14 protein-coding genes and 2 pseudogenes are annotated in these 21928 nt (G+C 73.6%); 5 read left to right on the forward strand and 11 right to left on the reverse strand.

All coding sequences use genetic code 11. The features are described 5' to 3' along the window. The first annotated feature begins 74 nt into the window (after positions 1-74). The 4 genes and pseudogenes from B7C62_27745 (at position 75) to B7C62_27760 (ending at position 6077) form a co-directional block, all read left to right on the forward strand. Complete coding sequence (locus B7C62_27745) at positions 75-266, forward strand: hypothetical protein (GenBank protein ARF75627.1); 192 nt, start codon at positions 75-77, stop codon at positions 264-266. Continuing rightward, positions 236-3922: a hypothetical protein gene (locus B7C62_27750; GenBank protein ARF75628.1), complete on the forward strand. Its 3687-nt coding sequence runs from the start codon at positions 236-238 to the stop codon at positions 3920-3922. The genes B7C62_27745 and B7C62_27750 overlap by 31 nt, the downstream gene beginning before the upstream one ends. Positions 3923-3965: 43 nt before the next feature. Further along, complete coding sequence (locus B7C62_27755) at positions 3966-4922, forward strand: riboflavin biosynthesis protein RibF (protein ARF75629.1); 957 nt, start codon at positions 3966-3968, stop codon at positions 4920-4922. A 48-nt stretch (positions 4923-4970) separates the two neighbouring features. Further along, positions 4971-6077, forward strand: a pseudogene (locus B7C62_27760) (XshC-Cox1 family protein). Here the strand turns inward: B7C62_27760 and B7C62_27765 are convergent. The 11 genes and pseudogenes from B7C62_27765 to B7C62_27815 all read right to left on the reverse strand — a co-directional run bounded on the left by B7C62_27765 (position 6001) and on the right by B7C62_27815 (position 20205). Next, positions 6001-7278: an MFS transporter gene (locus tag B7C62_27765; protein ID ARF77401.1), complete on the reverse strand. Its 1278-nt coding sequence runs from the start codon at positions 7276-7278 to the stop codon at positions 6001-6003. The pseudogene B7C62_27760 and the gene B7C62_27765 sit on opposite strands and share 77 nt — an antisense overlap. Positions 7279-7352: 74 nt before the next feature. Then, complete coding sequence (locus B7C62_27770) at positions 7353-7985, reverse strand: transcriptional regulator (protein ID ARF75630.1); 633 nt, start codon at positions 7983-7985, stop codon at positions 7353-7355. Positions 7986-8098: 113 nt separating this feature from the next. Beyond that, complete coding sequence (locus B7C62_27775; GenBank protein ARF75631.1) at positions 8099-9106, reverse strand: peptide ABC transporter ATP-binding protein; 1008 nt, start codon at positions 9104-9106, stop codon at positions 8099-8101. Further along, complete coding sequence (locus tag B7C62_27780; protein ID ARF75632.1) at positions 9103-10149, reverse strand: dipeptide/oligopeptide/nickel ABC transporter ATP-binding protein; 1047 nt, start codon at positions 10147-10149, stop codon at positions 9103-9105. Before B7C62_27780 ends, B7C62_27775 begins: the two co-directional genes overlap by 4 nt. Continuing rightward, a complete protein-coding gene (locus B7C62_27785; GenBank protein ARF75633.1) occupies positions 10146-11105 on the reverse strand; it encodes an ABC transporter permease in 960 nt (319 codons plus the stop codon). Before B7C62_27785 ends, B7C62_27780 begins: the two co-directional genes overlap by 4 nt. A gap of 8 nt (positions 11106-11113) precedes the next feature. Next, positions 11114-12205: an ABC transporter permease gene (locus B7C62_27790; GenBank protein ARF75634.1), complete on the reverse strand. Its 1092-nt coding sequence runs from the start codon at positions 12203-12205 to the stop codon at positions 11114-11116. A gap of 3 nt (positions 12206-12208) precedes the next feature. After that, entirely contained in the window at positions 12209-14086 is a 1878-nt protein-coding gene (locus B7C62_27795; protein ID ARF75635.1) for an ABC transporter substrate-binding protein, read from the reverse strand. Positions 14087-14282: 196 nt separating this feature from the next. Continuing rightward, positions 14283-17434 (reverse strand): annotated as a pseudogene (locus B7C62_27800) (topoisomerase II). Positions 17435-17780: 346 nt separating this feature from the next. After that, positions 17781-18014, reverse strand: coding sequence for a DUF397 domain-containing protein (locus B7C62_27805; GenBank protein ARF75636.1), 234 nt, complete (start codon positions 18012-18014; stop codon positions 17781-17783). Between the two features lie 86 nt (positions 18015-18100). Continuing rightward, complete coding sequence (locus B7C62_27810; GenBank protein ID ARF75637.1) at positions 18101-18823, reverse strand: hypothetical protein; 723 nt, start codon at positions 18821-18823, stop codon at positions 18101-18103. 26 nt (positions 18824-18849) lie between these two features. Beyond that, positions 18850-20205: a type VII secretion protein EccE gene (locus B7C62_27815; protein ID ARF75638.1), complete on the reverse strand. Its 1356-nt coding sequence runs from the start codon at positions 20203-20205 to the stop codon at positions 18850-18852. Between the two features lie 184 nt (positions 20206-20389). On the opposite strand from B7C62_27815, the gene B7C62_27820 reads away from it, so the two are divergent. Next, positions 20390-21922: a type VII secretion protein EccB gene (locus B7C62_27820; protein ARF75639.1), complete on the forward strand. Its 1533-nt coding sequence runs from the start codon at positions 20390-20392 to the stop codon at positions 21920-21922. Positions 21923-21928: the final 6 nt, after the last annotated feature.

The following is a 21928-nucleotide window of genomic DNA, read 5'->3' on the forward strand; positions in this document are numbered from 1 at the left end:
CCCTGGGCCCTGCCCCCGACTTCTGGCTCCTGGCTCCTGGATTCCTGTGGAGCGGGCACCCACCCCCCAACCGGGTGCCCGCTCCACCTTCCCCACCCCCGGACCATCCCTGCTCCGTCCAGGTCACGGCTATTCACCCCATTGGACGGGCGCTCGGAGTGAATACCGGGGGCGCGGGGGGCGCTTTCGCCGTCCGCGCTACTGCCTGCGATCACCGGCGGCCTACCGTCGGACCATGGGCAGTGGGGACCGGTCGACGCTGGTAAGAATCTGTGATCAGGCCGGCCGGCCGCGGGGGACGGGCTTCGTCGCGGACGACCGGGGCACGGTCGTCACCGCCCACCAGGCCGTCGCCGCCCCGGGCCCGTACGTTCTGCGCGGCACCGGAGGCCGCACCTGCTCCGTCGGCCCCGACGACATCACCGCCCTCCCCGCCCTCGGCCTCGCCCTGCTGCGTACGGGAGGGTCCGGGACCCTCGGCGTGGAGCCGCTGCCCATCGCCGTACGGGAGCGGATCGAGCCCGGACGGTACGTCGGGATCGCCGCCCACGGCCGCCGGGAGGCCCGGGTCCTCGGTACGGCCCCCGCCACCTACACCGCCCCGGACGGCCGCGGCCACCCCGTCCGGGCCGCCCTGGAGCTGGCCCTCGGCACCGACGGGCGCGACGCCCTGCGCTCGGGCGGCGCGGCGATCGGGGGACCGGTCACCGACCCGGCCACGGGCGCGGTCCTCGGCCTCCTGTGCACCGCCCTCACCACCCCGTACGAGGCCGCCGGGCTCGCCCTGCCCCTCCCGCGCGGCGCCGACGCCGGTCTCGACGCCCTCCTCGTACGCAACGCCACCGCCGCCCCCGCCTACGGCCCCGACCTCAACCTCGCCGGGGTCCTCCAGCTCACCGCCACCTCCGTCGGCTCGGCGGACGGCCCCAAAGCCCGCACCGCACCGGTCGAGCGCGAGGACATCCACGCGGAGTTCGCCGCCTTCGAAGCCGGTACGGGCACGGTCCTGGGCCTCGTCGGCGGACCCGGCACCGGCCGCACCACCGAGCTCGCCGCCCTCGCCGCCCGCCGGGCCGACGGCAAGGCACCCGCCCCCACCCTCTGGCTGCGCGGCGCCGACCTGCTGGCCGACGACACCTCGATCGCCGACGCGGCGGACCGTACGCTGACCCGTTCGGCCCGGATCATCAGCGCGGCCGGGGCCCCCGGCGACATGGCCACCGCCACGGCGGACCGGATCGCCGCTCTCGCCGCCGACGCGGGCCACCCGCTGCTCGTCGTCCTGGACGGCCCCGAGGAGATGCCGCCGCTCCTGGCCCACCGGCTCGCGGAGTGGACGGCGGGTACCGCCACCTGGCTGCGGGAGCACGGTGTCCGGCTCGTCGTCGCCTGCCGCCCCGAGCACTGGGAGACCGCCGGGACCCTCTACCCGCCCGGCGCCCTGCACCGCCCCCACCGGCCCGCCCGGGGGCTCCCGCCGTCCCTGCGCCTGACCGACCTCACCTCCGCACAGGCAGACCGGGCCAAGGAGCTCCTCGGCATCCCGCCGCACGCCCTCGCCCCCGGCCACGACCGCCACCCGCTCACCCTGCGGCTGCTGGCCGAGGTCCGCGAGGCCCTGCCGCCCGGGGTCCCCGGCCGCCCCGACACCGAGGACGTGTTCGGCGCCCACCTGGACCTCATGTGCGTGCGCATCGCGGTCCGCATCGCGGCCGCCGCCGGTGAACAGCCCCGGGGCACCGCCGTACGCAGGCTGGCCGCCCGGGTCGCGGGCCAGGTCCACGAGGCGGCCCGGCGCTGTCTGGGCCCGGGCCAGGGGGAGCTGGACCGGGAGGCGTTCGAGGAGATCTTCCCCTGGCGCACGGGGTGGGCCTCGGCCGTGCTGACGGAGGGGCTCCTGGTCCCCGCCGGGGCCGGATACCGCTTCGCCCACGAGGAGCTGGGCGACTGGGTGCAGGGCGCCCACCTGGACCTGGACGCGGCCCTGCGCTCCCTGGTGCACCGCTGGCACCGGGGGAGCGGGCAGCGGGCGGCCCGGGGGCGCGGCGGGCAGGACCCCCGGGCCGCCGGGGAGCTCGGGAGCACCGGGGCGCCCCACCCCGCCGATGAGCCCCGCTCCCTCCCCGTGCCCCGGCACCGGATCGGCCCGGTGATCCAGGCGATGGTGCTCCTCGGCCGCCGCCAGGGCACGGCCGCGCTCGCGCACCGGATGGCCGACCTGATCGAGGCGCTGGACCGGCTGTGGGCCGACGACGGACACCGCGAGGCAGGACACGGGGACAGCGGGAAGAGGGACGGGGATGAGGGACGCCCCGTAGGGCACCGCCGTGAAGGCCCCCGGGACGAGGACGCCGCCTGGTGGGCGGCTCACCTCCTCGGCGGCAGCCTGCTCCGGGTGCCCGACGCCCGCCCGTATCTCGGCGTCCTCCGGGTCCTCGCCGGGCGCATCACCCGGAGCTCGGCCGCCGCCGCCACCGGGGGACCGGCGGGCCCGGGGGCGTACGGGGAGTTCGGGCCCTGGTTCTGGCGGCGGCTCCGGCTGCCCGAGGAGGACCGGATCGACCTGCTCCGCCGTCTGGTCCCCGCCGACGGGGTGCCCCGCACCGACGGAGACGAGCGCTACCTCGACGCGGTGGCCCGCCGCCTGAGCTACGACGCCCCCACCGTGCAGCCGCTGCTCTGCCGCTGGTTCACCGACGAGCGCCCGCTGCTGATCGGCGGCCCCGACGCACCGGACCCGGAGCTGCGCCCCACCGTGGCCGCCGCCGCGCAGGCCCTGCTCCATGCCCGCCGGGACCTGGACCCGGACGGCCTCACCGACGCGCTGATCGCCACCCCGCACACCCGGGCCGGTGAGCTGCTCGCCGCCCTCGCCGAGGACGAGCCCACCGCGCTCTGCCGGGCCGTCGAGCGCTGGGCCCGGGACGAGGACCGCCCGGCCCGCCGCTCCGCCGCCGCCCGGTACGCCGGACTCCTCCAGCCCCGGATCACCGCCGAGGGGGACCGGGCCCTCCTGCGCTCCGCCGCCGTGGAGCTGCTCGCCCGCCCCGATGACGCCGGGCTCCACGCCGCCGCCCTCACCCTCCTCGTCCAGGACCCGCAGACCCGGGGCCGCCACCTCCCGCAGGCCCTCCGCCTCTTCGCGCACGGCGACCCCCGGCTCCCCGTGGAGCTCCTCGCCGAGGTCTTCCCCTTTCACCCCGAGCCGGTCCTCGCCGCCCTCCGCGCCCGCCTGGCCCACCCCGGCGACGGCGCGGCGGCGGTGCTGCGGAGCCTCGCCGGGCTCGACACGCCCGCGCTCGCGCTGCACGTCGCCGGGCTCGTACGCGAGTACATCGACGCCCACCCCGAGGACGGCACGCACGCGGCGGAGTACGTGGACCTCCGCCTCGAACACGGCCCCGCCGCCCGCGCCCTGCTCCTCCCGCTGGTCACCGGGCTGCTCCGGGACCGCCCCGCCCCGCCGCCGGTCCGTGCCGCGCTGGCCCGGGTGCTCGCCGGGGCCGGGTCCGCCGCGTCCCGGCCGCTGCGGGCCGAGCTGCTGGAGGTCCTGCTGGAGTTCGAGCAGGTCACGGGCCGGGACCCGGATGTGCTGGACGCCCTCCTCCAAGCGGCGGCGGGAGGGGCGGGGACCCGCCCCGAGGTCCGCACGCGCGCGCTCGTCCACCGCACCGGCATGCTCCTCGTCCGCACCCCGGAGGGCGCCGCCCGCTTCGACCGCCGCCTGGTCGAACTCGCCCGGGACGTGCCCGGATTCGCCGCCCTCGTCATCCGCTGGCTCACCGACGCCCCGCAGGAGTGGGCGGCGGTGGTCGGCCCCAGCGCCCGGCGCACCGTGGAGGCGTTGGAGACATCACGCCGGGCGATGCCGATGCCGATGCAGGCGGCGGGGCGTGAGCATGGCAGTCTTAGACCTGCGTAATGGACACACACACGTACACAGGTTCGGGCGAGGAGCGGTCACAGTGCAGCGCTGGCGTGGCTTGGAGGACATCCCCCAGGACTGGGGACGCAGCGTCGTCACCATCGGCTCCTACGACGGCGTGCACCGCGGACACCAGCTGATCATCGGCCGGGCCGTCGAGCGCGCCCGTGAGCTCGGCGTTCCGTCCGTCGTGGTGACCTTCGACCCGCACCCCAGCGAGGTCGTCCGCCCCGGCAGCCACCCGCCGCTGCTCGCCCCGCACCACCGCCGCGCCGAACTCATGGCGGACCTCGGGGTGGACGCGGTGCTGATCCTGCCGTTCACCGCCGAGTTCTCGAAGCTGTCGCCCGCCGACTTCATCGTGAAGGTCCTCGTCGACAAGCTGCACGCGAAGGCCGTCATCGAGGGCCCCAACTTCCGCTTCGGCCACAAGGCCGCGGGGAACGTGGCCCTGCTGACCGAGCTGGGCGCCACCTACGACTACACCGTCGAGGTCATCGACCTGTTCGTGACCGGTGCGGCGGGCGGCGGCCAGCCGTTCTCCTCCACCCTCACCCGCCGTCTGGTCTCCGAGGGCGATGTCGCCGGGGCCGCCGAGATCCTCGGCCGCCCGCACCGCGTCGAGGGCATCGTGGTGCGCGGTGCCCAGCGCGGCCGTGAGCTGGGCTTCCCCACGGCCAACGTGGAGACCCTCCCGCACACCGCGATCCCCGCCGACGGCGTCTACGCGGGGTGGCTGGAGGTGGACGGCGAGTCGATGCCCGCCGCGATCTCGGTCGGCACCAACCCGCAGTTCGACGGCACCGAGCGGACGGTGGAGGCGTACGCGATCGACCGCGTCGGCCTCGATCTGTACGGGCTGCACGTGGCCGTCGAATTCCTCGCGTACGTCCGAGGGATGCTGAAGTTCGACACGATCGACGACCTCCTGGTGGCCATGGCCGCCGATGTGAAGCGGTGCAGCGAGCTGGTCGCCGCGTACGACCGTACCCACTGACGCCCCCTTCCCCGCGCGTTCCGGCCGACGGCGGCGGATGCTGGCAGGGTGCGTGACATCCTGCCCGGCCTCCGGGCCCGCTGCGCCGCCGGTACGCCGCTCGCCCTGGCGACCGTCGTCGCCGTGCACGGCAGCGCGCCCCGCGACCCGGGCGCGGTCATGGCCGTCGACCGGGCGGGGGCCGTGCTCGGCAGTGTCTCCGGCGGCTGTGTCGAGGGCGATGTGTACGAGGTCGCCCGTGAGGTGCTCGCCGGGGCGGCGCCGCGCGTGGTGGCGTACGGGATCAGCGACGAGGAGGCGTTCGGCGTCGGGCTGACGTGCGGCGGCACGATCGAGGTGCTGGTGCGCGCGTACGTCTCCGAAGCCGAGCTGGCCGGTCTCGCGGCGCTGCTCGACCTGATCGCCGCCGACCGGCCGGTCGCGGAGGCCACCGTCCTGTCGGGCGCGGCGGAGACCGGCGCGCGGATGGTGGTCCGCCCCGCCGACGTACACGGCACTCTTGGTACGGAAGGGCTCGACGCGGCCGTCACGGACGACGCCCGGGGGCTGCTGGAGCAGGGCCTCACCGGCATCCAGTGGTACGGGGCGCACGGGCAGCGCCGGATGGCGGAGGTGTCCGTCTTCGTCCGGACGTACGCCCCGCCGCCCCGGATGCTCGTCTTCGGCGCCATCGACCACGCGGCGGCCACCGCCCGCATCGGCTCCTTCCTCGGCTACCGGGTCACCGTCTGCGACGCCCGCCCCGCCTTCGCCACCCGGGAACGCTTCCCGACGGCCGACGAGGTGGTGTGCGCCTGGCCGCACGACTACCTGGAGGCGACCGATATCGATGCCCGTGCGGTCATCTGCGTCCTCACCCACGACCCGAAGTTCGACGTGCCCCTGCTGGTCGCCGCGCTGCGCACCCCGGCCGCGTACATCGGGGTCATGGGCAGCCGCCGCACCCACCACGACCGCCTCGCCCGGCTCCGTGAGGCCGGAGTGGACGAGGCCCGCCTGACCCGCCTCGCCTCACCCGTGGGCCTCGACCTCGGAGCCCGTACGCCGGAGGAGACGGCGGTCTCCATCGCCGCCGAGATCATCCAGCACCGATGGGGCGGGACGGGGCGGCCGCTGGGCGAGCTGACGGGGGCGATCCACCACCGCGCGACGGCCCCGGGCGGTCCATCTCCCGCCACTCCGGCCGCAGAGCGGCCAGATTCGTGGTGAGGAAGTACGCGGCACCGCAGACGAGCAGGACGGGCCCGAGGCCGACAGCGGTCACCGCCGCCCCGGCGATCAGCCCGCCGAGCGGGATACCGGACCAGGACAACGCGTCACCGAGCGCGCTGACCCGGCCCAGCATCCGGCGCGGCACCCGCTCGACGAGAACGGCCCCCAGTACGGGGTTGACGAAACCGGCGCCGAACCCGCTGACCGCGAAGACGGCCACCACCGCCCCGAGCGGGGCGTCGAGGAAGAGGACCAGGAACCGGGGGGCTCCGGCCAGCAGGAACCCGGCGAAGACCACCGTCCGCCGCCGCAGCCGGTGGGCGACCGCCGCGGCGATCAGGCTCCCGCCGACCGCCGCAGCCCCCATCACGCTGCCCATCAGGCCGATCGCTGCCGGTCCGCTGCCGGTCTCCTTGGCCCAGACGGGCACGAGCACCGACGTGAACGCCGCGTCCAGCAGATTGGTGATGCCGATCACGACGATGACGGTGAGCAGCAGCGGATCGCGGCGCAGGAAGGTGAAGCCCTCGCCGAACCGCTGCCAGTAGCCCGGTTCCGGCGCCCCGTCGGGGGCCGCGTCCCGCGGAGGCGCTTCCCCGGCCGGGTGTCCCGTTCCGCGTGGCAGCGCGAGGCCGATGATCACCGAACCGAGGGCGAAACAGCCCGCGTTGACGGCGAGCGCGGCCAGGGGGCCGAGCAGCGCCACCAGGGACCCGCCGACCGCCAGCCCGACGGTGGAGGCGAGCCGTTCGGTCGCGCCGGAGAGACCGGTGGCCCGCTCCAGCGGCACCCGGCCCCGTTCGGCCGCCTCCGGAACCATCACCTCCTTCGCCAGGTCGCCGGGGCCCCGGGCCGCCCCGATCAGCGCGACCAGGACCAGCAGAAGGGGAAAGGAGAGCAGGTCCAGGGCGTGCAGCAGGGGAATCGAGGCGGCGGCTGTCGCGCTGGCCAGATCGGTGGTCCAGGAGATTGTCCGTGGGCCGGTCCGGTCCACCAGCGGTCCGGTGAACGCCTTGACCACCACGTAGGGCGTCATCTGGAAGAAGGCGACCAGCCCGGTCTGGGCGGCGCTGCCGGTCGTGACGAGGACGAACCAGGGCAGGGCCACCACGGAGATCCCCGTGCCGGTCAGCGACACCGCCATGGCCGCCAGCACCCCGGCCAGCGGCCGTAAGGACCGCCCGCCGGGTATCCCGCCGCCGCCCGGGGCACCGGCCGTCACGGCGTCTCCGTCTCTGCCGCGGGCGTGGCCGGCTCGGGCAGGACGTGGGTGATGATCCCGACCCGCTCGGCGCCCTCGGGGGCGCTCGCCGCCGCCTCGGGGGTGTCCCGCCGGTAGCGCGCCACCACCTCGGCCACCTCCCGGTACAGGGACGCGGTCTCCTCGGGCGTCAGCCGCAGGGCCCAGTCGCTCAGGTCGAAGGCGTTCCGCCAGACGCGGGGCATCGTCTGCAGCTCGTTCAGCGTCTGCTGGGTGCGCAGAGTGTAGATGGCGGCGACGGACTGCTGGTAGGCGAGGGCCGCCTCGGGCTCCCGCTCGGTCAGCTCCGGATCGTTGAACCAGATCGTCCGGTGCACTGAACGCCACCACCGCTCCCGCGCGTTGCCGCGTCCGGTGTCCTCCTCGACGAACCCGGCCGCGCCGAGCCGGCGGAGGTGGTAGCTGGCCGTACCGGAGTTCACGCCCAGCCGCTCCGCGAGGCGGGTGGCCGTCGACGGGCCGTGCTTCCGCAGCAGCCCGACCAGCTGTACGCGCACCGGATGCGCCAGGGCACGCAGCCCCTTGGCATCCAGAACGACCGCGTCCTCTTCCACGGGCGGACCGTCCGGCCGCCCCGGTGTGTCTGTCATACGGCACACCGTAGACCGCAAAGAGTTCTTCGCAAAGAGTTGTTTGCGAAGAACTCTTTGCGAAGGACTCTTTGCGGTTCAGGGTGGGAGGGCTTACGTGGATTTACGCGGGTTTACGTCCCCGCGCCGCACGCCGTCGCCCAGTGGCACGCCACCTGGGTGTCCGCCCCGCCGTTCAGCACCGGCAGCTCCACCGTGCGGCACGCCTCCGCCACCCCCGCCCGCTCCGCCTCGCCGGAGGCCAGCACCTGGCAGCGGACATGGAAGCGGCAGCCGGAGGGGACCTTCGAGGGGTCCGGCGGCTCGCCGCTCAGGACCACCGGTTCGCCCTCAGCCTCCGGGAGGACCGACAACAGGGCCTGGGTGTACGGGTGCTGAGGGGCCGTGAGCAGCTGCTCGACCGGGCCCGTCTCGACGATCCGCCCGAGGTACATCACCGCCACCCGGTCCGCGATGTTCCACGCGAGCCCCAGGTCATGGGTGACGACCAGCGCCGAGAGGCCCAGTTCGTCGCGGAGGCGCAGCAGAAGGGCCAGGATCTCGCCCCGTACCGAGGCGTCCAGCGACGCCACCGGCTCGTCCGCCACGATCAGTTCCGGCTCCAGCACCAGCGCCCCGGCGATCACCACACGCTGGCGCTGACCGCCTGACAGCTCGTGCGGGTAGCGCAGGAAGAACCGCTCGGGCGGCCGCAGCCCGGCCCGGGAGAGGGCTTCGGAGACGGCAGCCCGCTCGTCGCCCGCGTACCCGTGGATGCGCAGCCCCTCCGCCACCGCTTCGTACACCGTGTGGCGCGGGTTGAGCGAGCCGCTGGGGTCCTGGAGCACCAGTTGCACGCGTTTCCGGTACGCCTTGAGCGCCCGGCCCGCGTAGTCCAGCGGGGCCCCGCCGAAGGTGACCCGGCCCGCGGTCGGCGGGACCAGGCCGAGCAGCGAACGGGCCAGCGTCGTCTTGCCGCACCCCGACTCCCCGACCAGCGCGACGATCTCGCCGGGGCCGATGTCGAGGTCGACGCCGTCGACCGCGCGGGCGGTGGCGGCCCCGCGCCTGCCGGGGAAGGCGACCTTCAGGTCCTCGGCGCTGAGAAGGGGCGTGGTGCCGACGAGAGGGGCCGTACTCATGGCGTACTCCTTGAATCGTGGGCGTCCACCAGCACGCACGCCGCCAGCCGCTCGCCCCCGGCCGCCCGCAGCTCCTGGTCCTCCGTGGCGCAGGAGTCCAGGGCCACCGGGCAGCGCGGATGGAACGTGCAGCCGCCCGGCAGCGCCGCCGGGTCCGGCGGGTCGCCCGGCAGACCGCGCGGCGCGCGCCGGGAGGCCAGGTCCCCGATCCTCGGGAAGGCGGCGGAGAGCGCCCGGCCGTACGGGTGGCGGGCCTCCGCGTACACCTGCCGGGCCGGGCCCTCCTCGACGACCCGGCCCGCGTACATCACCGAGAGCCGGTCGCAGGTGTCCGCCAGCACCGCCAGGTCATGGCTGATCATGATGAGCCCCACGTCCTGGTCGGCCACCAGCTGCTCGATCAGCCGCAGGATCTGGGCCTGGATCATCACGTCCAGGGCCGTCGTCGGCTCGTCCGCGATGATCAGGCGTGGGTCGCAGGCCAGCGCCATCGCGATCATCACGCGCTGGCGCTGGCCGCCCGACAGCTCGTGAGGGTACGCCTGCGCGCGGGCGGCGGGCAGGCCGACCTGCTCCAGCAGTTCCCCGGCGCGCTTGCGGGCGGCGGCCGGGGTGGCCTTGGCGTTGTGCAGCAGGATCGGTTCCGCGATCTGGTCCCCGACCCGGTGCACCGCGTTCAGCGAGTGCATCGCGCCCTGGAAGACGATCGACGCGCCCGCCCAGCGGACCGCCCGCAGCCGCCCCCACTTCATGGTGAGGATGTCCTCGCCGTCGAGCAGGATCTCCCCGGTGAGCTTCGCCGAGGCGGGGAGGAGGCGGAGCAGCGCGAGGGCCAGCGTGGACTTTCCGCAGCCGGACTCCCCGGCGATGCCGAGCTTCTGCCCGGCCTCGACCCGGAGGTCGACGCCCCGTACGGCCGGGACGGTGCCTCCGTACGTGACGGTCAGGTTCCGCACCTCCAGCAGCGGCGGGTCGCCGACGGGCTTGGAGAGGCCGGGCGACGCGGACGGCTCCGGGCCGGTCGTGGTGGTCGTGGCGGTCAACGGGACACCCCCAGCTTCGGGTTGAGCACGGACTCGATGGCCCGGCCGCAGAGCGTGAAGGCGAGCGCGACCACGGCGATGGCGAGTCCGGGCGGGGCGAGGTACCACCAGTTGCCGGAGCTGACCGCCCCCGCCTCCCGGGCGTCCTGGAGCAGCCCGCCCCAGGAGACGACCGTCGGATCGCTGAGCCCGAGGAAGGCGAGGGTGGCCTCGGTGAGGATGGCGGTGGAGATCACCAGCGTGGTCTGCGCGAGCACCAGCGGCATCACGTTCGGCAGGACATGACGGGACATGATGTGCCGGTGTCCGCCGCCGAGCGCCCGCGAGCGTTCGATGTACGGGCGGGACTCCACGGACAGCGTCTGCGCCCGGACCAGCCGGGCGGTGGTCGGCCAGGTCGTCACGCCGATCGCGAGGATCGTCGTCCAGATCGACCGGGAGAGGACCGTGGCCAGGGCGATGGCCAGGACGAGGGTCGGCATCACCAGGAACCAGTCGGTGATCCGCATGACGACGGTGGCGTACCAGCCCTTGAAGTGGCCCGCGGTGATCCCGATCAGGGTGCCGATCGCCACGGAGAGAAAGGCGGCGAGGAGGCCGACCGTCAGCGACACCCGCGTGCCCCAGAGCATCAGGGCGAGCAGACTGCGGCCGAACTGGTCCGTTCCGAGAGGGAATTGGCCGCTGGGTCCCTCCATGGGGCCGCCCGGCGCATCGGTCACGCTCTTGGAGTCGGCCCCCACCAGGAGCGGGGCGGCCAGCGCCAGCAGGGCGATGACCACGAGCACGCCGAGGCCGACGAGACCGGCGCGGTGGGTGCGGTACTGCTGCCAGAAGCGGAGCGCGGCCTGCCTGCGCCGGGCCCGGGTGAGGGCGCGGGGGCTGTCCTGCCGGGCGGTTTCAGGTGCGGCGGAGGGCTTCTCCAGGGGGTCCGGGGGCCCCGAGGGTTTCTCCATGGACGTCGTCATCGGCCCACCCGGGGATCGAGCAGCGGATAGATCACATCGGCGAGCGTGTTCATCAGGATCACCGCGGAGGCGAACACGAAGAACAGCGCCTGCACCAGCGGCAGGTCGGGCACGCTCAGCGCCTGGTAGAAGAGGCCGCCGAGCCCCGGCCAGGAGAACACCGTCTCCACCAGGATCGCCCCCGCCACCGTCGTACCGAGGTTCACGAAGAGCAGCGTCACCGTCGGCAGCATCGCGTTCGGCACGGCGTGCTTCCGGCGTACGAGGTCGTCCCGCAGCCCCTTGGCGCGGGCCGTGGTCAGGTAGTCGCTGCCCATCTCGTCCAGCAGCGAGGAGCGCATCACCAGCAACGTGCGCGCGTACTCCACCGCGACCAGCGTGATGACGGGCAGCACCATGTGGTGGGCGATGTCGAGGACGCGGTCGAAACCGGTGGTCGAGCCGGACTCCATGCCCCCGGTCGGGAAGAGCCCCGGGACCGGGCCGATGCCGACCGACAGGGTGATGATGAGGAGCAGACCGAGCCAGAACGAGGGCACCGAGTACAGCGTCAGGGCGAACGCGGTGTTGGCCCGGTCCCCGCTGGAGCCGTTGCGCCAGGCGGAGCGGGCGCCCAGCCAGATGCCCAGCAGGGTGTAGAGGACGAAGGCGGTGCCGGTCAGCAGCAGGGTGGCGGGCAGCGCCTCGGAGATCTTGTCCATGACGGGCGCCCGGAACTGGTACGACGTACCGAAGTCGCCGGTCAGGGCCTTGCCGCAGTACTGGGTGAACTGCTGCCACAGCGGCAGGTCGAGCCCGAACTCGCGGCGCATCGACGCGATCTGTTCGGCCGACACCTGACGGCCGCCGGTCATCTGCTTGACCGGGTCGCCGGGGATCAGCCGGAAGAGGAAGAAGCTGGTGACGAGGACGGCGAAGAGGGAGACGGCGGCCCCGGCCAGCTTGCCCGCCGCGTAGCGGAGGTAGGCGGCCGTGGAGCGGGAGCGCGGGGAGCGGCCCGGCGGCCCGGCCGGAGCCGGGCCGCCGGATGCGGTGCTCTCCACGCCCGCCGCGCCCTTGACCAGCGCGGGAGTGCTTTCTGAGCTCATGGACTATTCACGGTCTTCCGCGGTGGAGCGGCGACGCATGGCGAACAGCAGTCCGCCACCGGCGAGGACGACGACGGCGATCCCGACCCCGACGAGCACCCCGGTGGAGGAGCCACCGGAGCCGGAGGAACCGGAGGTGGGTGCTCCGGCGGCCGGGACCGCCGACCACCAGCTCCAGTAGCCGTCCTGGCCGTAGATGTTGCCCGCGGCCGACGGCATGGTGGTGATGGACTCGATGTGGTCGGTGCGGTATGCCTCGACGGCATTCGGGTACGCCATGACGTTCATGTACCCGGTGTCGTACAGCCGCGACTCCAGTTGCCGGACAAGATCCGCCCGCTTGGCGGGGTCGTACTCGGCCAGTTGCTTCTTGTAGAGCTCGTCGTACTGCTTGTCGCAGATGAAGTTGTCGGTCGTGGCCGACTCCTTCGCCTTGGCCGGCAGCGCGGCACAGGTGTGGATGGAGAGGACGAAGTCGGGGTCGGGGTTGACGGACCAGCCGTCGAAGGCGAGGTCGTACTCACCCGCGTACCAGGGGTCGGAAACGTTGTCGAGGCAGTCGACCTTCAGCCCGATGCCCAGATCGCCCCACCACTCCTGGAGGTACTTGCCGATCGCCTTGTCGTTGGGGTCGGTGGCATGGCAGAGGATGCGGTAGTCGAGCGGCTTGCCGTCCTTGCCGACGCGCTTGCCCGCGCTGTTCTTCCGGTACCCGGCCTCGTCCAGCAGGGCGGCGGCCGCCGCCGGGTCGTAGCTGAGCTTCTGCTCGGCCGACGGCTTCCAGAAGTAGTCCGAGAAGCGCGGCGGGATGTACCCCTCGCCCTCGACGGCGTGCCCCTGGAACACCTTGTCGATGATCGTCTTCCGGTCGACGGCCCTGAACAGCGCGTGCCGCACCTTCTGGTCCAGCAGCGACGGGTGGCCGTCACCGAACTCCGTGCCGTCCTTGGTACGGGCTCCGGGGTTGACGGCGAGCGCGAAGAAGCGCCGCCCCGGGGCGTCGTTCACCGTGATGTCCGGCACGGTCTTCAGCGAGGCGGACTGGGCCGGGGTCAGGCTGGGGCTGCCCGCGACGAAGGAGACCTCGCCCTTGCGCAGGGCGGCCACGGCCGCGTCCTGGTCCTTGTAGTAGCGGAAGACCAGCTCGTCGAACTTGGGCGAGCCGCGCCAGAAGTCCTTGTTGGCCTTGAGCTTCACATAGCTGTCGACCTTGTAGTCCGTCAGGATGAACGGACCGTTCCCCACGATGGGGAAGTCCTTGTCGTTGTTGAACTTGGTGAAGTCACCGACCTTCTCCCAGATGTGCTTCGGGACGATCGGCACGTCCAGCGCGGCCATCGTGGCCTGCGGCTCCTTGAGCTTGATGACCAGCTTGTCCTTGCTCGGAGCCGTCACCTCCTCGAAGTTGCCGACGAAGCTGCCGTTGGAGGTGGCCGCCCCCTCGTCGGTCATCATCTTGGTGAACGTCCAGGCCGCGTCCTCGGCGGTGGCCTGCTTCCCGTCCGACCACTTCGAGTCCTGCCGGATCGTGTACGTCCACGTCAGCTTGTCCTCGGACGGCTCCCACTCGGTGGCGAACCCCGGGATCGCCCGGCTGTCCTTGGCGTCGTAGTTGGTCAGGTAGTCGTACATGAGCCGGTGGATGCTCGTGCTCAGCAGCCGCTGCGCGAGGAACGGGCTCAGCGAGTCGACACTCTGAGCGACGGCGACCGTGAGCGTCGTCCGCCCGCCGTCGGCGCGGGCCTCGGAGGGCGCGGGCGCGAGCGGGTTGCCCGGGACGACGGAACCGGCGGTGAGCGCCAGGGCGGCCGCGCCCGAGGCGAGCAGGGTACGCAGACGCCTGCCGGGCCGGGGGGTGCGGGAGGGAACTCTTGTGACCATGGACGGGGACCTCGCGTCATCACTCGCTCGAGAAGGCGGGTTGATCTCTGGTTCGCCAGTTGGTGAAGCGAAGGTCTATCAGCGGTCGCGGGGCTCGTCAACGGTCCGTCAAACAGCGTGTGGGCTGCGGAAACAGCCGGAAGGGCCCGTACCGCGCGAGCGGTACGGGCCCTCATTGGTCTACACCTCTAACGCCTTACTGGTGAGGAGCCTGCGGCGGCTGCGGAGGCGTCTGCTGCCAGCCCGCGGGCGGCACCGGACCCTGGAGATCGGGCTGGCCTGCCGGGTTGTCCTGACCGCCGGGCGGGCCCTGCGGCGGCGCGGCCGGAGCCGGTCCGCCCGGCAGGCCCCGCGGTTCACCCGAATGGGCCTGCGAGGGGAGCGACTGCTGCCACCCGTTCTGCTGACCGCCCGGCGCCGACTGCGGAGGGTAAGGCTGCTGCGGGGGCTGCGGAGCGCCCGGCTGCCCGGCCGCCTGATATCCCCCGTACGGCGGCTGCGGCTGTGGCTGCTGGCCGGGGTAGGGGTGGGGGTGCTGACCCGGCATCGGCTGGCCCTGCTGGCCGGGGTGTCCCGGCTGGCCGTGCTGTCCTGGCTGACCCTGCTGGCCGGGGTGCGGCTGAGGCTGTTGCTGCGGCTGCTGGTAGGGCTGGCCGGGGGCGGGCTGCTGGGGGGCGTACGGCTGGTGCCCGCCGGGGCCCGGCTGGGGCTGCTGGGGCGGGTAGGGCTGCTGGTGCTGGGGGGCCTGGGGCTGGTGGGGGGCGTGGTGCGGCTGGCCACCGGGGCCCTGCTGTCCCGGCATCGGCGGGGCGTACTGCGGGGGCGGGTTCTGGCCGTCCGCCGTCCACAGCCCCTGCTGCTGCTGGGCGCGCGCGAAGTCCTCGGCGACCAGGGCCGAGAGGTTGAAGTACGCCTCCCGCGTCTTGGGCCGCATCATGTCGAGGTCGACCTCGGCGCCCGCCGCCAGGTGCTCGTCGAACGGGACGACCACGACGCCCCGGCAGCGTGTCTCGAAGTGCTGCACGATGTCGTCGACCTTGATCATCTTGCCGGTCTCGCGGACCCCCGAGATGACGGTGAGCGAACGCTGCACCAGGTCCGCGTACCCGTGAGCCGAGAGCCAGTCCAGCGTGGTGGAGGCGCTGGAGGCACCGTCGACCGAGGGCGTGGAGATGATGATCAGCTGGTCGGCGAGGTCCAGCACCCCGCGCATGGCGCTGTAGAGGAGGCCGGTGCCCGAGTCGGTGAGGATGATCGGGTACTGCTTGCCGAGCACGTCGATCGCGCGCCGGTAGTCCTCGTCGTTGAACGCCGTGGAGACCGCCGGGTCCACGTCGTTGGCGATGATCTCCAGACCGGAGGGCGCCTGCGAGGTGAACCGGCGGATGTCCATGTACGAGTTGAGGTACGGGATCGCCTGGACCAGATCGCGGATCGTGGCCCCGGTCTCGCGCCGCACCCGGCGCCCGAGCGTGCCCGCGTCCGGGTTGGCGTCGATGGCGAGGATCTTGTCCTGCCGCTCGGTGGCCAGGGTCGAGCCCAGCGCGGTCGTGGTGGTGGTCTTACCGACCCCGCCCTTGAGGCTGATCACGGCGATCCGGTAGCAGGAGAGGACCGGCGTACGGATCAGGTCCAGCTTGCGCCGGCGCTCGGCCTCCTCCTTCTTCCCGCCCAGCTTGAACCGGGAGGCGGCGGAGGGGTTGCGGCTGCTCTTCGCCTTCTGCTTGCCCCGGACGAGCCGGTCGGAGGAGAGCTCGACGGCCGCGGTGTAGCCGAGGGGCGCGCCCGGCACGGAGCGCTCGCGCTGGTCGTGGGTGACGGGGGTGGGCCAGGCGCCACCGGCACGGGGGGTCGACGGGCTGGCCGGGGTGGGGCTGGTGGGGCGGTTGAGCCTGCTGTTGGGGGTGTGCGCCCGGCTGGCCCGGCTGTGCGGGTGCGCCCGGCTGCTGCTGGGCCGGGAGGTGGGGCGGCTGGGGCTGGGCCTGGTGCTGACCCTGCTGGTACGGCTCCGGCTGCTGGGGTGCGTGGGGGGGGCTGGGGCTGTTGGGGCTGCGGGAAACCGTAGCCGCCCTGCGCTCCCTGCGGGGGCAGTTGCTGCTGGGGGAAGCCGTATCCGCCCGCGCCCTGGGGGGCTTGCGGGGCTTGGGGGTGGGCCTGCGGCGGCAGGGGGGCGCCCTGGCCGGGGAACTGCTGGGGCTGCTGGGGTCCCTGCGGCTGCTGGGCCGCGTGCGGGAAGCCGTAGCCGCCGGGGCCGGGGGCCCCGTCGGGCGGCACCTGGGCGGGCCACTGAGCTGCGGCCGGGGGTGCGGTGGGCTGCGGTGCGGCCGGCTGGAAGGCGGGCGGCAGCGGCGGAAGCGCGCTGCCCTCGGCGGGCGCCGACCACGGCACCGGCGCCGCACCGGCCTGCGGCCCGGGCGCGGTGGGCGGTGCGGCCGGGGCTGCCGGGGCGTCCTGGGGTACGGCGGGGGCTTCGGCGCCTGCCTCGGCGCCGGGGGCCCGCTCGCCGTCCGGGGCGCTGTCCGTGGGTCCGGCGGTGAGGGCTGGGGCGGGGGCGGCGGTTCCGGAGGCGTCCGTGCCACCCGGCTTCCCGGCGTCCGCCGTGTCACCCGAGCCCGGGGCCTCGGCGGAGTCCACGGCGGCCGGTGCCTCCGCGTCCGTGTCCGCGTCGGTCCGGGCGGTGGTGGCGGAACCCGTGCCCGTACCGTCGTCGGCGGCCGTGGAGCCCGACTCCGTACGGGAGAAGGCCGACCCCGGCTCCGTACCGGACAGGCCGGAACCCACGCCCGTACCGGACAGACCGGAACCGGAGTCCCCATCCGGAGCGTCCGGGCCGGACTTCGGGTCCGTGTCCGTGCCTGCGCTCGCGCTCTCGCCCGCAGCCTCCGCCTCGCGCTCGGCGATCTCCCGCTTGAGCGCGGCGGGGGAGAACCGCATGGTGGCGCCGCTCTCCACATCGCCACCCCCGAACGTCCCCGGGTCCCCCTCAGCGGAAGTGGAAGCGGAAGCAGTGGTGGGTACGGGGGCGGGGGCGGCCGGAGCGCCGGGGACGACCGGACCGACCGGTGCCTCGGGCTCGACGGGCGGTGCGGGCGGCGTCGGCGCCCAGGCGGAGTCGTAGCTGCCCGCGGACGGCTGACCCGGTACGGACACGGGGGCCCCCTGCGGCGGAGGCGGTGCCAGGTGGGTGCCCGCTCCCCTCGACGAGTCGCCCGCCGCGTTCTGCGTATACCAGGCGGGAGGGGTGTAGTCGATGGTGAACTCACCCGTCATCTCGGCGGGATCGGCGTCGGACGACTCGTCGACGGGCGTGTTCCATCCGCCGCGGATCTCGTCCCGATCGCTGTTCACTATGCCTCCTGGTGTGGTCGAGCACCCTTGTGCCGTGGTGGGTGGGGGCGGTCGTTCCCATGGGCCCGGTCGTTCCTGCGGGCCCGGTCCGCCCGGCTCTCCCCCTTGCGACGCGTGCAACCCGCTCGCAGGTTCTTCTGCCGCGCCCCCACCCACCCTAATCGCCAGGGGGCGAACTCAGGCAGGCCGTATCGCACGGCAAAGGACACCCCCGGGTCACGTACCGCTCCTCGGCGAACCGCGTGCGACAGAAGAGGAAGGCTGAGGCGGTCAAACCGGGTCATCCGTGGACACGGCGAAGGGTGGCGGCCCGACCGGGCAGCCACCCTCGTACCGCGTACGGCGTCTACTTGAGGTCGAACTCACCATCGCGGGCGCCGAGGACGAACGCCCGCCACTCCGCCTCGGTGTACCGCAGGACGGTGTCCGGGTCCAGGGAGGACCGCATGGCGACCGCGCCCCCCGGCAGATGCGCGATCTCGACGCGCTCCTCGACCTCCTCGGTGCCGGGCGCGCTCAGCCACTTCACATCGGAGATGTCGAGAGCGTAGAGCTCGTCCTTTTCCTGCTGGGTGCCCATTCCGGCGTCCCTTTCCATCGAACGGTGTCGTTGCCTGGCCCATGGTCCCCAATAGGAGGGGACCGTGTCGTACGAACGGGAGAGGTTCAGTCCATCCGGCGAGCCGTGCCCAGCAGACCGGTCTCCGCGTCCGTCGCGCTCGTCATCACCCAGTGGTGCTCGCGGCCCGCCACCCAGAGCGTCACCCCGTCCGCCAGGGTCGGCAGCGCGTCGGTCTCGGCCCGGGCGAGCCCCAGAATCCGGCCGATCTGCTCCGCCTCGTCGGGCGAGACCCGCTGGACGCCCACGAGCGCCGAGGCGCGCATCAACCGGGGTGCCACGGGGCTCAGATAGGGGAGCAGCGTCAGCACGGACTGCCAGGGGGAGGAGATCACCCGGCCGCGCGGCGGGCGCATACCGCAGTCGCGCACGACCACCACGGGGCTCCCGACCGTCGCACCCGTGGGCGGGACGCGCCCCACGTCGTAGAGGGAGACGCACTCGAGACCGGCGCCCGCCGCCTGCGCCAGCGTGGTCCAGGACTGGACCCGGCCGGTCTCGACCGCCACCCGCGCGCCCGTGCCCGCGGCGCGCAGCGCGAGGACCTGTGCCGTCCACAGCCCGCCGATCAGCGTGACGTCGTACGGGACCGGGCGGTGGAACCCGATCAGCTGCGGGCGCCCCTCCGCGTCGTCACCGATGATCACGCCGTCGTCACCGACCGGGAGCGAGAGGGCGCCCAGGTCGTCGGTGGCCACGGAGTGGCCCGCGTGGCGGGGGCCGAGCAGTCCGCGCCCGGCCCCGGTCCGCTCCGTCGCGCCGCGCCCCACGGTCCGGCTCCTCCTCGATGCGATCGTCACTGGGCCCCTCCCAGCGGGAGCGTCGCCAGCACACCCGGCAGCTGTTCCCGGTCCAGCCGCGCCAGACCCACCTTGGCGTGCCGGGCGGCCTGCTCCAACGTCCTTCGCACACCGACGAGTTCGGTGTCGGACCCGCCGGTCACCCGGACATGGCCGCTCACACTCGTCGCCCCCTGCCGCGAACCGCGCCGCACGGTCAGGCTGAACGTCGTCGCGTACGCGGGCACCGAGGTCAGCAGCGCGACCAGCTGCGGGAGCGGCGTCGCGCCCCGGCCCAACTCGGGCCAGCGGTCCACCGCGTACGTGGTGTGCCACCGGTCGTCGCACCGCCAGACCCGCGAGGTCTCCATCGTGCGCCGCTGCGGAGCGGCGTCCGGGCGCCCGGCGCGGCCCGACAGCAGCGGGTTGGCGCAGGCGGAGGTGGCGACGGCCGAGTTCAGCTCCTCCTGGTCCAGCACCACCGCCCGGAACCCGGCCCCCGTGATCCGGCTCGCCACATGGTCCGCGACCCGCACCAGGCAGCGCTGGGCCCCCTCGACCCCGCCGCCGCGCGCCTCGATGGCCTCCCGGCACAGCTCCGGGTCCAGCTTCACCGCCACCCACGTCATCCGGAGCGCGGGCGCCCCGGTCTTGTCCTGGAGGGGCCCGTACGAGAGACGGGCCACCGACTGCTGCGGCAGATGGGGCGCGGGGGCGCACCGCACCTGCTGCACCAACTGCGCCGATTCCAGGACGATGTCGTCCACCTGGAGGGCGTCGCCGAGCAGCGACAGCGGGAGCGAACGGGCGCCGGACGCCGGGCGCAGCGCCTCACCGCTCGCCTCCACCCGGACCGCGGCGGTCAGGAAGGTGCCGTCCCCGAGCATCCCCACCGTGCGGTGGTCGCGGTCGACGTAGATGTGGGGGCCGAAGCCGGGCACGTTCTCCGCGACCGGGGCCAGCATCGGCTCGACATCGGCGGGAGCCGCGGCGGCGGTGCGCCTTCTGGCCTTGAGCGTGAGGGCCGTCGCCAGCCAGTCCTGGAGCGCGCGGCCCCGGCGGCGTACGACCGCGAGCAGCACCAGCAGGACCACGAGCACCCCGGCGGGCACCAGCCACGCACCGCCGAGCGCGGCACCCACCACGGCCACCGCGAGCGCGGCCTCGATGATCACCAGCTGCCGCAGCACGGGCCGGCCCCGGCCGGTGCCCGCGAGAGCGCGCAGCGTCGTGGCGGCGGGGGCACCCGGAGAGGGGGCGTTCGACGGGGTGGCGGAGGCTGTCGCGGCCGGTTCGTTGCTGCGTTGCCGACGGGAAGGCCCGGGGGTTCGGCGGCGGGACCGCCCGGTACGCTCGCGCGTAGCTGCACCCATTGCCGCGTTGCCCCCTCGTGTCCCGTATTCACCGTTTTTTGTACGGGTGTTGACCGGGTGGTCACCCTACCTGAGCAGTGAGGGCCGAGCCCCTGGGGGCATAGTAGGGGCCCGGTGCGACACCAGGGGCCGGCGGTGGGTGTGGCACCCTGGTCGACCACTGGGGAAAAGGGGCAGCGGACACATGGCATCACGGCGGGATGAACTCAACGCCTACACCTTTGCGAAGCGAAGGCTGATCGCACAGTTCCTGCAACCCAACCCGACCGGCTCCGAGGAAGGCGCCCCGCGCCCCCTGCGCGCGGTCCTGCCGGGCGCGATCATCGGGGTCGTCATCCTCGCCGGATTCGGTGCCTGGGGCATGTTCAAGCCGGTGGCCCCCAAGGAGTGGGACAAGCCCCACGAGAACGTCATCATCGCCAGTGAGTCCACCACCCGTTACGTGGTGCTGAAGACCGGCGACAAGAAGCAGCTCCACCCCGTCCTGAACATGTCCTCAGCCAAGCTCCTGCTCGACCCGGGCAAGGGCAAGGTCGTCAACGTCGACGAGTCGGTCCTCGACAACGGCAAGATCCCGCACGGCGCGACCCTCGGCATCCCGTACGCCCCCGACCGGCTGCCCGACCCCAAGGACGCCGGGACCGCCAAGCGCTGGGCCGTCTGCGAACGGCCCGGCGAGGGCGGCCGCGCCATCCAGAAGGCGGCCTTCCTCTTCGCCGAACGCGACAAGGGCAAGACCGAGGGCAAGGGGAAGCTGCGCGGCGGCGAGATGATGTACGTCCAGGGGCCGGAGCCCGACCGGACCCGCTACCTCGTGGGCGCCGCGGGCAAGGCGTACGCCCTCCCCGACGACGAACTGCTGCTGCGCACCCTGGTCGACCAGAACCGCAAGCCGCAGCGCGTCTCCGCCGACTGGCTGAAGACGCTGCACCAGGGTGACCCGATCAACTTCCCTTCGCTGGAAGAGAAGCCGGGCGACCCCGCCAATGTGCCGGGCACCCTGGACACCGACGCGAACCGGGTCGGCATGGTCCTCGCCGCCACCGCCGGAACCAGGACCCAGCAGTACGTCGTCCTGCCCGGCAGGGTCGCCCCCGTATCGGACTTCGTCGCCAAGCTCCTGCTCAACAGCCGGGATCTGGCGGTCCTCGGCCAGAACGGCCGCGAAAAGCCCGTGAGCGCCGCCGCGTTCGCACCGGGCCGGGCGTTCGGCGCGGAGCAGGACTGGCCCGTCCACGAGCCGAAGGCCGTCAACTCGCCCGACGTGAAGAAGGGAAGCCGCAGCACCGTGTGCAACGTCCTGCGCGACGTCGACGCCGACACCGGCGCCACCACCCTCTCCACCTGGGTGGGTACGAGCTTCCCCGCCACCCTCCCCACCGGCTCCTCCAGCGCCTACGTCACGCCCGGATCGGGTGAGTTCTTCCGCCAGTTCACGGGCTCGAAGACCGACGTCGGCTTCCTCTTCCTGGTCACCGACACCGGACTGCGCTACGCGATGCAGTCCAACAGCGACAGCGGGCAGGACGACTCCGGCATCGGCGAGTCCGGCTCGGAGAAGGAGCGGCAGGACCGGCAGCAGGAAGCCCAGCAGGCGCAGAGCCGCCTCGGTTACAAGGACATCGACCCGGTCCCGGTCCCCGCCGTCTGGTCCTCGTTCCTGCCGACGGGCCCGCGCCTCTCCACGGGCGCGGCGCGCCAGCCGCAGGGCTCGTGAGGAACC

The sequence above is a fragment of the Kitasatospora albolonga genome (assembly GCA_002082585.1).
Classification (GTDB): Bacteria; Actinomycetota; Actinomycetes; order Streptomycetales; family Streptomycetaceae; genus Streptomyces; species Streptomyces stephensoniae.

Bases quoted from the DNA above. Each gene is read 5' to 3' on its own strand.
- B7C62_27750 (ARF75628.1), top strand. From the start codon at position 236: ATGGGCAGTGGGGACCGGTCGACGCTGGTAAGAATCTGTGATCAGGCC.
- B7C62_27765 (ARF77401.1), bottom strand. From the start codon at position 7,278: ATGGCGGTGTCGCTGACCGGCACGGGGATCTCCGTGGTGGCCCTGCCC.
- B7C62_27770 (ARF75630.1), bottom strand. From the start codon at position 7,985: ATGACAGACACACCGGGGCGGCCGGACGGTCCGCCCGTGGAAGAGGAC.
- B7C62_27775 (ARF75631.1), bottom strand. From the start codon at position 9,106: ATGAGTACGGCCCCTCTCGTCGGCACCACGCCCCTTCTCAGCGCCGAG.
- B7C62_27785 (ARF75633.1), bottom strand. From the start codon at position 11,105: ATGGAGAAACCCTCGGGGCCCCCGGACCCCCTGGAGAAGCCCTCCGCC.
- B7C62_27790 (ARF75634.1), bottom strand. From the start codon at position 12,205: ATGAGCTCAGAAAGCACTCCCGCGCTGGTCAAGGGCGCGGCGGGCGTG.
- B7C62_27795 (ARF75635.1), bottom strand. From the start codon at position 14,086: ATGGTCACAAGAGTTCCCTCCCGCACCCCCCGGCCCGGCAGGCGTCTG.
- B7C62_27805 (ARF75636.1), bottom strand. From the start codon at position 18,014: ATGGGCACCCAGCAGGAAAAGGACGAGCTCTACGCTCTCGACATCTCC.
- B7C62_27815 (ARF75638.1), bottom strand. From the start codon at position 20,205: ATGGGTGCAGCTACGCGCGAGCGTACCGGGCGGTCCCGCCGCCGAACC.
- B7C62_27820 (ARF75639.1), top strand. From the start codon at position 20,390: ATGGCATCACGGCGGGATGAACTCAACGCCTACACCTTTGCGAAGCGA.